Annotated in this window: 10 protein-coding genes and 1 riboswitch; of the genes, 2 read left to right on the top strand and 8 right to left on the bottom strand. The window is 33.3% G+C overall.

Translation table 11 applies throughout. The annotated features are described in order from the left end of the window. Positions 1 to 53: 53 nt before the first annotated feature. A riboswitch (cobalamin riboswitch) is annotated at positions 54 to 249 on the bottom strand. Between the two features lie 348 nt (positions 250 to 597). The 5 genes from M3627_RS08385 to M3627_RS08365 all read right to left on the bottom strand — a co-directional run bounded on the left by M3627_RS08385 (position 598) and on the right by M3627_RS08365 (position 5,004). After that, on the bottom strand, positions 598 to 897 hold the full coding sequence (locus M3627_RS08385) for a hypothetical protein (protein ID WP_251553870.1): 300 nt from the start codon (positions 895 to 897) through the stop codon (positions 598 to 600). Positions 898 to 1,396: 499 nt separating this feature from the next. After that, a complete protein-coding gene (locus tag M3627_RS08380; protein ID WP_251553862.1) occupies positions 1,397 to 1,648 on the bottom strand; it encodes a hypothetical protein in 252 nt (83 codons plus the stop codon). A gap of 173 nt (positions 1,649 to 1,821) precedes the next feature. Continuing rightward, entirely contained in the window at positions 1,822 to 3,180 is a 1,359-nt protein-coding gene (locus M3627_RS08375; protein ID WP_251553842.1) for a T7SS effector LXG polymorphic toxin, read from the bottom strand. Further along, entirely contained in the window at positions 3,093 to 4,169 is a 1,077-nt protein-coding gene (locus tag M3627_RS08370) for a hypothetical protein (protein WP_251553833.1), read from the bottom strand. Before M3627_RS08370 ends, M3627_RS08375 begins: the two co-directional genes overlap by 88 nt. 25 nt (positions 4,170 to 4,194) lie before the next feature. Next, positions 4,195 to 5,004, bottom strand: coding sequence for a TnsA endonuclease N-terminal domain-containing protein (locus M3627_RS08365; protein ID WP_251553823.1), 810 nt, complete (start codon positions 5,002 to 5,004; stop codon positions 4,195 to 4,197). 204 nt (positions 5,005 to 5,208) lie between these two features. On the opposite strand from M3627_RS08365, the gene M3627_RS08360 reads away from it, so the two are divergent. Beyond that, positions 5,209 to 7,278 carry an ATP-dependent nuclease gene (locus tag M3627_RS08360; protein ID WP_251553800.1) on the top strand — a complete coding sequence of 690 codons (2,070 nt, stop codon included), beginning with the start codon at positions 5,209 to 5,211 and terminating at the stop codon, positions 7,276 to 7,278. Continuing rightward, on the top strand, positions 7,257 to 8,897 hold the full coding sequence (locus tag M3627_RS08355) for an ATP-dependent helicase (protein ID WP_251553763.1): 1,641 nt from the start codon (positions 7,257 to 7,259) through the stop codon (positions 8,895 to 8,897). The genes M3627_RS08360 and M3627_RS08355 overlap by 22 nt, the downstream gene beginning before the upstream one ends. Before the next feature lie 340 nt (positions 8,898 to 9,237). On the opposite strand, the gene M3627_RS08350 is transcribed toward M3627_RS08355, so the two are convergent. From M3627_RS08350 to M3627_RS08340, 3 genes are all read right to left on the bottom strand, one after another. Further along, complete coding sequence (locus tag M3627_RS08350; protein ID WP_251553746.1) at positions 9,238 to 10,470, bottom strand: toprim domain-containing protein; 1,233 nt, start codon at positions 10,468 to 10,470, stop codon at positions 9,238 to 9,240. 26 nt (positions 10,471 to 10,496) lie between these two features. Next, positions 10,497 to 10,799: a DUF4258 domain-containing protein gene (locus M3627_RS08345; RefSeq protein WP_251553723.1), complete on the bottom strand. Its 303-nt coding sequence runs from the start codon at positions 10,797 to 10,799 to the stop codon at positions 10,497 to 10,499. A 189-nt stretch (positions 10,800 to 10,988) separates the two neighbouring features. Continuing rightward, complete coding sequence (locus M3627_RS08340) at positions 10,989 to 12,593, bottom strand: hypothetical protein (protein WP_251553709.1); 1,605 nt, start codon at positions 12,591 to 12,593, stop codon at positions 10,989 to 10,991. Positions 12,594 to 12,938 lie beyond the last annotated feature (345 nt).

Genomic DNA, 12,938 nt, shown 5'->3' with positions numbered 1-12,938 from the left:
AAGAAAACACGCCCATAACTCTCGCACTTAACACCCCCTATCCTCGTAGGTATTGATGCATGCTAAAATAGGCAGGTCTCCTGGCTTATGATCATCGCTTTTCGTACCTTCCCATCTTCTCTTTAAGAAAACAGTGGCTTTTTCGAATCGCTCCCATATACAGTTGCGGGACAGCGTCGGACTCTAACCGAACTTCCCTATTAAGCCGAATAGTCAATACTAAGCGGCACCTATTTCTACACCTATTCAATTTTCTATTTCAACATATCAAATATTCTTAAAATTTGCAATATTTTTTAAGGCATTTTAATATTTTCTATTTAAAAAATGAAAACACTAAATTTAGATTATAAATGATCAATCTTTATTGTAAATTATCTAATTTATTTCAAAGCCACATCAACAACTTCCATTTACTTAGGACAAGAACATTCATACTAAATAACGAAAAATACCTATGTAGCATCTACTATCTTTTTATTAAAGTGAATGAAGATTCTTGTCCTTGTACAGTTCACTATAAAAAATATGTATATTTATTCATTAAATACAAAAAGCATCCAAATTTCTTTTGGACGCCTTTTGTCTGATAATGTATTAAAATTTTACTTCACATCTATAGAAATTACTTGATGCACTCATGTTTTGAAGATAAAAGCGATGTTCACCAGTTACTCTTGCCTTTGTAACCATAACAATGCCACCTTCGTTACCCTTAACTGTAGATATTATATTCCAGTTCGGATCATAAACTATCATCCTTCTTTGCTCAGCTGGCCCATAAGTTGAAAACTGCGTACTAGTACCCGCTCCAACCAAATAATGCTTTCCGGAAGTTTCACTATTTCCTAAAGTAGCATACCACGTACTAGTTCCATTTGTACCAAACTGCGGCATGTATTCCTCTTTTGTAAGTTCCTCTTTTACAAGTTCATTATAATCAATAATGTATTTGTTATTATCTTTAGTTTAAGTGAAAACCTTCACATTCTTATTCAAATCTTAACATAACCATCCAATTTGTTCCTATCTGTTTTTTAATAAATTAATAATTGAAAGCTCGGATCTCCTGATATCCCTTTCTCCAACTCGGTTGAATACTACCCTTTTTCCTTTAATTCATCCTTTTTGCTCGATATTCCGGCGTTTTTGCGTTAATCCTTCTTGTAGCAACCCCACCGTAGATTAAAAACCTCACTATTCTACATAAATAAAATTGCACTGAACTAAATGGGGTAGACCAACAATATCACTCACTTAATCCATGATTCAAACGAAAACAAACAGCCAATCGCGGGTTCAATACCGTCAATTGGCTGCATGATAGGGTGTTTTATTCCTGTCTCAAAAATTATAGTCAGTGCCCTCCACCCCCAACAAAGTTTTTTTATGTCTATTATGACTCAAAAGCTGTTTTATCTGGAAATATACCATTTTCTCTTACAAGGCAAACTGCCAATCTTTGAGCAGCTCGATCAAAATAAAACTTAGAGGGAATATTTTGATCAGGTAAACTTTCTAACTCTGAAAACTTTCTGGTTATTTTATTTAACTCAATTTTACCCATAATCTCTTCATTAGGTCCAAATTTGTAAACTACAGTTTCATCATCTTCATATTCCTTTAATAGTAAAACATACGAAGCCATTTTTACTCCTCCTCTGCTGGATACCACGGACGCCCAGATTCAACTGTTTTATCGTGTGCGGTCCTGTAATCTGTTTTGAATATTCCTTCAAATTTTGATTCAAAAAGTTCATGATTCAGTAAATCAATATCATTCTTGTTATAAGTACCTTTTTGAAGCCTATCCCAAGCTTGTCAAATTTGATAATCTGATTCAAAGCGTCCAATTCCATGTTCTTTTATGTGCTCTTTGATAAATAAATGCTCTTTTATTCTTTGTACTCGCTGTTCAGTTATTCCTGTACTGTTAGCAATAGACTGGACATCAGTTTTGGATTTTCTAAAGGATTCATACATTTCTTCTGCTTTATCAAGTTGCTTTAGATATTCATCAACTGAAAGTTCCCTGCCTCCAGTTTGAACTTTATCAGTACCCTTAGATGTTCCTTCACCACCAGCATTACTTGTACCTTCATTCACATTTTTCCCATCATGTGTTGCTTTACCATCCCCTGCAGCATTCCCTGGTTTCTTAACCGATGATGGGGATGTTGCCAATTTAAGTCCAATTATGCTTCCTACAAAACCAAAGCTATTTTGCCAATGTTCTTTGGACAAAGGATCCTCTGGAAAGATCGCTTCTTTAACCATTCTACTAAAACCAAATGTAGCATAATTTAATAAATCAAGTTTCGAGTCAAACATCTTGGCACTTCTTTCATTGGATCCTGATACAATTCCATCTAAAATACCAAAAGTCCAATAATTTACAAAATCATAGGGAGAATCTAGTGCTTTTTCACGTCGTATGCGTACACCCTCCCAAAAATCTTTAGCAATGCCTTTGAAACTATGGAAGGATTTTACGAATATGTTTTGATCAACAGCTTCTTGTTCTGTCCCATTGTTCTTGGGTCTTGCACAGGATAAGGCAATCATATCTGTACCCACAAAAGGATTGTGTATCCCAATTAAACCACCATAGCCAAATCGTATAGGACCATTACCAGCTATAAATGTCTGAAGCATAGTTGTCAACTGATTTTCTCTATTCACTATGGAGGAAAGTATGGCAACAGGAGATGTACGAGATGCCAAATCTGTCTTCAAATTATTTTTAGCAGTCAATGCTCCCCAATTATCTGCTTGGAAATGAACATCCGTTAGCCCGCTATTAAACATTCCTTCTATATCAGAGAGCCATGTTTCCATTGTCCGAATATCCTGTTCCATGGTGTTTAAAGCAGTCGTCTGTGTTGCATCAAATTCATGCAGTTGCGAAAGGGTATCATCACGCTTTCTCTTAGAACTAATAACCCCCTCCTGCACTGCGCTATCATCTAAATGGGGTAGTGCTACAATGTCACTCACCTGATCCATGATACTATTTGCTTCGTCTGTTAGACTAGCGGTAAGTTGGCCAATAAGTGTCAATCCCTGCTCCAGTTCTCCTTCTAAAAATTCTTCTAATATGTAACCTGATAGGTCTGGTTCAAGAGAGTTAAGAGCTTTGCCAATTTGATAAAGCACTTGTTGAGAATTGTAGGAAAACAATTGAAAAAACTGAAGAAATGGCAAATGACATTCCTCATAAAAGGAGCGAATGGCATTTCATGTGCCCTTCCTATTACCGTTTCTCTATCTAACGACACAAGAATTACATCTGCTGGAGTCGAATCAATCTCATAATAAGCACCTGGACCTTGAACATTTTCCTCTGGCGTTCCCTTAAAAGCTCTTGCATTCATCTCTGCTTTCCGCTCACCATACCTCGCACTGTATTTCTGTTTTGAGTTAAAATTGTTTTGATACCAATGGCGAAACATTCTTATTGTTGGACATTTCTCGGGTTCTACTATGGGTACCATTTCGTTAAATTCTCGATAAAATCCTGTATTATACCTATGTTGTAAAAGTTTTTTATGGGTTTCTGTAATAGTTAATCCTTGTTCAATATGGAATTTTTTTATTGCCCAAAGGAAATTTTCCTTGTCTTCATCGCGGATAATATATTCGTTTCCATCTTCAGCTTTTGGACCAGCTTTATTATCAGAATATTGTCTATTATTTATACCACAATCAAGGTAATTATTTAATAGACCATTAATCGATTTTCCATAAAACCAGTATTTTTTTATCCATTCATGGATAGTTTTTCTTTGTTTTCCTGTACTACTCATTACCTCTCTAACCATTAAACCTCTAGATTCTGGATAGTATATCTCTGGTTCTTTCGTAACTATTGACTTTATTATCTCCCACTTAATATCTCTGCTTTCAATATGCCTTTTCGAATATTCTTCATCGGCTTTAATTAACCTTATATCTGGCTCTATATGATGTGTTCTTGCAACCCCACCTTCAATTTGCTGGATTAAATCTTGATAAGAACGAAAATAGGGAAATTGCATTTTTTTCTTGTCTTTTATATTCATAAGAACTACTTCACTACGATCCTCAGAAATCCATAATATTCTTTCCAACACTAATTCTTGGTTGGAAACATTCTCAAATTCTATTATGGTATTTTCAAATAATTGCATAATAACTCACCTCATATTTTTTATACTACTGTCCATTAACAATCAAAGTTAGAGGTCTATTTTCTCTTATAAGCAAATTCATATCTGTTTTCCATAATTTATTTACCAACATGTATTGAACAATATATAAAGATGTACCAGCCTCCAAACCAAGTTTCATATCGCATTTCAAACATTTTTTACTTATAGAATCTTTTGGGCTACAAGAGTCAAGAGCTTTAAGTAAAGGATCACAAATTAAATCTATTATTTCTGAGTCAACACCTGGCCGTGTACCTAAAAATTTTGCATCATACATCCAGTCTATATTTTTAATCATATTTATTGGTTTTGGTTTATCAAATACCATTTTCCAACTTATACCTATCTCTTGGAAATACCGCCTCTCTATTTCAAATAATTCTAATGTTCTCTTTGTAAGCTTTGTCACTGGTTTTATAGTTCTAGCTACATCAGTTATTTCTCCGTCTTCATTTACCACACTTAACATAAAATCAGTTGACATAATTACCTTCTCACCTTTGTAATGTGGATGGCGAATATTTAACTTATCTGCAATTTCAATAGTCAGTTCTATTGGGGTCAACGGATATTGTTCCCGAATATCAACCACACTGTCCGACCATTCCTGAACAAGAAGAAACTGGTTTTCATGTTTGGAAAGAGTATGATGGATTCTCCTTGTTTTCCAGCCAAGCGTCCTTGTCAACCACCCCTCAGAAGCTACCTTATTGTCATTTGCTTGTATAAAAGGTGTATAGTCTTTCCCTCTCCCCTGGCCCCTCCCATCATTCAAACGATTTACATGTGACTTACTAACACTACTATTACTCATTTAACAACCTCCAATATAATAAAAGGCACATAACGGTATTCCATTATGCACCTCAATGATAGTTGTAATAATTTTCACTTTGAATTTGACATATCAGAAAAGTCAAATTATTTATTCTATATGTAGTATAATAACCTTAATGGACTATTTTAAAACACTATTTAAAAAATAGTAGGAACCTTAAAGTAAAGGATGAATTGAACCATGTATATCGCTGAATTAAGTATAGAGAACTTTAGAACTTTTAATTCTAGAACAACAATTGAATTTCACGAAGGTACTAATGTGATAATCGGTCAAAATAATGCTGGAAAGACAACAGTTATCAAAGCATTGCAGTTATTATTTGACAATCAACAGAACAAACGTTTATCTGTTGATGATTTTAATAGAACTATTACTACTGCAGAATTAAAAAAGGCTCCCCCAAAAATAATAATTTCAGCAAAATTAGTTGAGTCACTAGTGGAACCTGAGTACTCCGATCACCTTGTAACTGTATCAACTTGGCTTACTAAAATTGAGAGTCCGTATGAAGCTCGCATTACCTACGAGTTCTTCCTACCAGATAAGGAAGTAGATTCTTACGTAAAAACGATGTCTAGCATAGATGAAAACCAAACTGAAGAATACTGGAACACTATTCGTAACATTTTTTTGAGAAAATACACACAAAAAATTTATATAGGAAATCCAGAACAAAAAAATCTAATAGATCAAGAAAACATAAATAAATTTGCCTTTCAATTCTTAACTGCCATTAGAGATGTTGAACGTGATCTATTCACTGGAAGAAATACCTTGCTAAAAGAAGTAATAGATTTTTTTATGGACTACGAGATTAAAATAGATGAAAATCTTAACAAAGATGAAAAAATACAACAAATAAAGGCTAAGAAGAAAGCTTTTTCAACTGATGCACAACTTTTGATTACTTCATTGCAAGCTCGGATGAGTGAAGGCAACATTCACATGCTTAAATATGTTGAAGATACTGGAGCTGGAATTGGAGGTATGAAGCCCTCTTTTGATGGGACAATATTAGATACAGAACTATATTCTGCTCTAAAACTAAGTATAGAAAGTGAAACGGGTATTAAACTTCCCGCTATACATAATGGTCTTGGCTACAATAACTTGATTTACATTTCTCTACTTCTAGCAAAAATGCAGAAAGATGCTTCCGGAGATTACTTAGGCTCAAATGCAAAGGTCTATTCAATTTTAGCTATTGAAGAGCCGGAAGCACATTTACATCCAAATATGCAATACAAGTTTTTGAAGTTCTTAAAAGAAAATCAAAGTTCACAAGTAAATCAAATTTTTATTACCTCTCATTCACCAAATATCACTGCAGCTGTTGAATTGGATGATATCATTGTATTGCAAAAAGAACAGGAAAATATTCATGTGGCTTATCCAGGGAGAGTATTTACTGATAGCACCGAAGACCAAAAATCGAAAAATTACGTAAAACGTTTTATTGATGTGACAAAAGCTGATATGTTCTTTGCTCACAGTTTAATTTTGGTGGAGGGTTTAGCAGAGCTGTTGTTAGTTCCAGAGTTTGCAAAAAAGATGGGTATTGACCTAGTGGATACGCATACCTCAATAATTAATATTGGTGGTCGCTACTTTGATCACTTTTTAAAATTGTTTAATCAAGAAAAGAGCGAGTATGCTATTAAGAAAAAAATTGCATGTATTACAGATCTAGATCCTGTTAGAAAAGAAAGAAAGAAGGGTGCTTCTTGGGTTGCATGTTCACCATTGTTTCTAGACGCTGCCCCAAATAACTATGAATATAAATCTTATTCGAATACGTTGATTGATAAAAGAAAAAACAACAAACACGATTTAATAGAGGTATTTAGCCAAAAAGAAAATGAAAGTTCAACATTTGAATATGATCTTTTATTGAAAAATATTACTACTGAAAGCCTACTAACAGAATCGGTCTCTAATAAAGAAGAAATAAAACGATTAATGAGCGCTTTTAATGATGGGAAATCAATTCAAACTATTACAGATATATTAAGCAATAATAATTATGGAAAGGAAGTTAGAGAGTATGTTAGTAGTGCAAAAATTGATGAACCTAAAACAGTGGAAAAGATAAAAGCGAAAATAATAGCCGGACGATATTTAAATTCTATAAAAAAAGGCGAAGTAGCACAGGAATTAGCTTATATTGTTGCTACAAGTAACAAAGATAAAATTAGTCCACCAGACTATATTAAAGAGGCGATAACATGGATTTCTCAAAAGCAGTAAAGTTAAAAGATAGTAAGGAAAATATACCAATTGACAATCACTTCAAACTTTATGCAGGTCCAGGTGCAGGAAAAACCACGTTTTTAACTCATCATATTCACTGGATTTTAAATCAATCAAAAAAGCTATCGAAAGGTAAAAAAGTTGCTTGTATTACTTACACTAATATCGGTGTAGAAACCTTAAAAAGTCGTCTCAAAGATACAGGTGAAGATGTTGAAGTAAGCACTATACATAGCTTTCTTTACAAACATATTTTAAAACCGTATTTATGGATGCTAGATGACTGTCCTTTTCCAATTGAGCATTTAGACGGACACGAAGAAGTGAAATTAGGAAGGTCTTTACTTCAAGAATACAAAACTAGAAGTAAACAATATTTTGATGAGAGTCTCAATAAGGATCTAGCTAATTCTTTGGGAAATTTAATATGGATGTTAAATGGAACTACAATAGAATTGAATTTTCTCAAAGTATACCAATCAAAGGTTGGACGCTATAATATCAAAAAAAATTCATACATAGTTTATAAAGAATTATGTTGGGAAAATGGACTTTTGAGTCATGATGATGTTTTATACTTTTCATATTTACTTCTACTTCAAAAAAATGAAATACGAGAAATTATTAGAGCAAAATTTCCTTATATTCTACTAGACGAGTTTCAAGACACAAGCCCTTTACAGGCTGAAATTATTAAATTAATTGCCGAGAAAGAAACGGTAATCGGAGTTATTGGAGATCCTTGTCAGGCTATATTCTCATTTCAGGGTACTGATGAAAATTTGTTTGATCAATTTAAACTTGATGGTATGTCACTTCATTATTTAGAAAACAATCATCGATCTACTGAACAAATCATCAATATACTAAATCATATACGAACCCAGAAGGACTTTGATCAATGCAGTCCTGACAAAAAGGTTGGCGAGATGCCTGTATTGTTAATTGGGAGTTCATTTACAGCTCATAAGTATATTTCAAAAACTCTTGGGATTAACAGTTTCTATACACTGGCTTACCGAAATAATGAAACTAATGCTATTAAATATAATTTCAAGGATAATTACACTGAGGGAATAGATTTAATTTTTGGAGATAGTTCGAGAGGATGGATGGTTTATTATATTATTCATGCAATTGAATACGGCAGACAATTGAAGTTGCAAGATGCAATCAAATTTATGAAAAAAGCTTACAGAAAGATTGATGGATTCTCGGATAAGAAAGCATTTAGCAATCTGAAAAGACTCTTAGAAGCATATAACAATTTTTGCGAGGGAAATATTAAAGATTTTTATAACAATTACATTTTTGGTCATTATGGAATTAAAGGAAAAATTTCGAGTGGAAAAGTGAAAGACTACTATGAACAACTACTTTATAAGAGAGCAGCAACTGAAGTAAAAATTTCAGATGATATAGGTGAATTCAAGACTATCCACAAGTCAAAAGGCGATGAGTTTGATAATGTTCTTGTTGTAATTCCAGAGACCAATAGTGTAAAAAGCCTTGAATTTTTGCTGACACCTGATATGAGTAAAGAAGATCACCGCGTTTACTATGTCGCATTAAGTAGCAAAAAAGAAATTATATATCAATGTCCCTCATGTTTCTAGTAAAGTACTTCAGGAGTTAACGCATCTAAATATAGACCACATATACTTATAAGCAAAAAAGTACCTAATTCGGTCTTATTTTTACAGATGAGGTCTCTCGAAATTTATTTAATACTAACTCTTACATAAAATAAAAACAGCCTGTGGTTTTGTAGCATCCACAGGCGTCTTTAACAGTAATTTTGATTTATAGATTTTTAACCATTTTCATGCTTTAAGATTGTTTTTTTGAAATGGTAAATTAATGTTCATATCTGCTTGAGTTACTAACTATATTGTAAAGTTACCAACTATGTTGTAAAGTTACCAACTATGTTGTAACTGGACATCAACACATTTCTTAGAAAATTTTTTCTAAACGTGGGTATTTACCATTAAGAAATAAGTCATCTATTCCTTTACCATCTTCTTCATTCCAAAGAACCATGTTAGCTGTAAGATTTCTATTTTTTAATTCGAGAATAAAGTTTCTCGTATGAAAAGCGACATCAGGATTTGTCATTAAATCCATATCAATTGCAAGGTTTACATGTTTAACTTCCATTTTTTCTAGCACAGGAAGTATATATTTCCAAGTATTTATACCAGGTATACCTAGTACAGTATCCCCTAGTACTTCAATTTCTTCTTCATTATAGACTTTTGGAAGGTGGTTAGCTGTAATATCAGCTTTCAATCCTCCTTCTGTTATCCATACTGCATTTGTTTTTAAAGCCTCCCCTGTTTCCCATCTCTCTAACCTCGATGTGGGAACTGCTACATGGATTGGGAGTGGATCTCCTGCTCCAGTGCCATTTACCTTATTAGCGGAAGACAACCAAAAATATCGTTGCCCTTTTTTCATTCTAATAAATCCATAGTTACTACCATGGTAGATGGAATGACTTTCCCCTACTTCTAGTTGTATTTCTTTTATAAACTCTTCTCCATCTTGAATTCTAACTAAGTTTGGCTGTTCAACAACAAAGGCTTTCAAATTTTTAAAAGAACCTTTATCTAATACTACTTCATTTGGAGGGTTATCTACTCGAACTTGAAAACCAATAATTTGATTTTCCTCATCACGGTAAGGAATCATAATGCCATTTTTACCCGATACTCCCCATCCATATTTTGCTTCAAAAAAACCTGGTACACCTTTCAAATATTCAGGTGCTATTAAATCACCCATACGCTTTACTATTGTAAAAGTATTGTCTGGTAAACTCTTATAATCTCTAACTTTTATTTCATTGACTGTCATTTTTCGTTGAACACTTAACAAATGATTCAGGTGATGTTCTTCTAACGATAAATGATTCAATAGGCATCTATATACGTGATTTAATTGCCCGCTCCCAGCTTTAATGTTGCCTTCTATAAATTCTCTTTTCTCCAGTTTTCTCTTTTCTTTTAAATAATGAATCCAAGAAGGAAATTCTACTGAAAAAGGTTTGTCACTCTCTGTCCGAATACAAACAACCACATTTCCATTTTCATGAATCATACACCCTCCAGACTTATGGCAAATAGGGCATAACTCTCTTGTATACTCCAACCAACCTTTTATTTTGGTTCTTCTTAACGTTTGCATTAGCATAACACCCTTTCCCTAATCTTTTAAATAACTCTCTTAAATTTTTCTTCTATCGGCGGAAGAGCAGTAACTATGGCAAATTTGGTCTTTTTAGTAAAGTCGTATCCTACTACCACCACCATAGGTAATCCATCTTTATCTACTCCTTCTATTAATGCACTTAGCCTGTTCCGATAAGTTTGTAGCCTCGTTATCTCACCATTTAAAATACACGAAATCAAATCTGTTTTGGTATAGCCACGCTTTGCTATACGTCTTAATGTGTGATTAGTTAAACGTATACTGTCGCCTCGTAGTAAAGCTTTCTTAATTTCTTTGATTTCCATTTCTGTTTCCTCCTTTCTAAAGAAATAAAAAAACAGTCCTGGAACTCATTTGTAGTATACATAGGCATAGCCATACATATATTCCACTCTGAGTCCAAAGACTGTTATTGTTTATCACCGCAGAATTACTCGAATGAGTAATTTGCCAAAAAAATGAAATAATTAATCTACAGTGAATATAGCATTTATTTAAGTGAATTTCAATAACTTAATCAATCGAGTGAATAGGCGATCCTTTGTATAATAAGGAATTTTTTCATTAATAAGAAAATCAGAACCGAAAATATGTTTCGATAAGTCTGTAAAAGGTTTAATTAATATTTCTTGAACCTCTTGATGATAATAAAGGGGAACTTTCTCATAATAATTTCTCATAGTTTCTTCATGTAATGAAGGAATCTGAGTCAATAACGGTATCTTTAACTCTAGGCTTAATCTCTCTACTTGGGAGAACTTATATGTCTTATTGAATATTAAATAAAATGGAATATGGATTTTGGACTTCAGAGATTGTATATATTCGTCCCAAGCTAGGTACTCCTGAGCAGCATCATCTACTAGGATCCAAAGCTCATCTAAATAATGTAAAGAATCCTCTGTGTACGCGGTCATTTTTCCTGTTGGCAAATCCACCAATGTTACGTCAATAATATTTGTAGCAGTCATATAGCTCTCTAAAGATTTCGCATTCCATTCATACTGGGGATCCATTGTATCTAAAGGTAAAAACATGACATCTCTATACATCCATTCCGCTTCAGTTGTTAATCCATCCGAATGAATTGCTTTAGCATAACTACTCCAATTAGCAGGCATAGTGGTATACCTTTGTAACCAACTTTTAAGGGCATGCCTTTCTGTTAACCCTTCTAATACCGCAGTATACACTCGATTTTGAGCTAAAAACAAAGAGAAATTAATCGCAAAAGAGGTTACGCCTGTACGCTGTAATGGTGACCAAATACCGATTTTCTTGTGCTGTTCCCATTTATGTTTTGCAAATACTTGTTTTTGTAAATCACGAGACCTTTTAAAATAAGGGTTTTCTTCGTAGATAACGGGTATTTCGTTATTGATGGTTGGAATTTTTGTGTCAATTACTTCTTTTTCTTCTTCTATTTGTTTTGTCTTCTTTTTCATCTGAGCTACTTCATAAATAGATTCTAAATTGTGATCATCATAGTTCTCGTTATCCATAGGGTATGTGAAGTTAGTATTACCACCGCCTAGTGTGCCCCCTACTTCGTCTTTCTTTTCTATAGTTACTTCATGGCCAGGATTAACCTCCTCATGATTATCTGCTTTCTTTTGTTCTTCCAGGTGTTGTTGCGTTATATTTGCTGTTGCTGGTTGCGATTTCTCTTGATTCATTGTGCGAGTAGAAGACTTTGCTAATTGTGAACCTATTACTAAATTTCTAAATTCCACGGAATTTTTAGCAGAGTCAAGGTAATTAATCATTCCCAATATATTATTGAATTTTATTACTTGGTTAGTCCCTTTTTCTTCTACTGGGCGAATATGCTCTAAGTTTCCAACCAGTAACATCATGGCATTAGAAAGTTTCTTATACAAATACTCATATTCCCCTACCAGTGAAACCATATTTGAAATAAACAAAGCAGGGTTAATAGAATTTTTATCTTTACACCAATCACGATAAACTTTTTCAGAGCCCAAAAAATCATAGTCTAAGTTATTTGCTATTAGTAATTTTTCTATCTCTTGTATTTCATTCTCATTGGTTAAAGGAGATAGATACACCAATGCATAAGATTTTCGTGTATTTTCCATAAAACATTTCTCCAATCTTTATTTTTTAAAATAAAAAAGCCCATACTACGCCTGTTTAAACAGGTTAGTATGAGCAGTACATGCTTTTCCGATATTTAGATTAATCCCACTATATCATATTTAAAGATTAATATGGTAATGATTTTATAATCTATGTCTTGTGCTTTTCTAACATCATTTGTTAAAATGAAGATATAATATTTCTTTTTATATTTTTTGCAAGCCCTCTTTATGAGTGGTTCTGCGGTGATGAATAACAAAGGTCTTTGGACTATTAGTGTATATAGCTTTTTTTGGCTATCCGACTAATTTTCCAAAGGCCTTTTTTTCGTTTTCTTAAAAAGA

The sequence above is a fragment of the Psychrobacillus sp. MER TA 171 genome, assembly GCF_023713305.1.
Taxonomy (GTDB): Bacteria; Bacillota; Bacilli; order Bacillales_A; family Planococcaceae; genus Psychrobacillus.
Note: the sequence above shows the minus strand (reverse complement) of the source record. Positions and strands in the feature narration are given on the sequence as shown.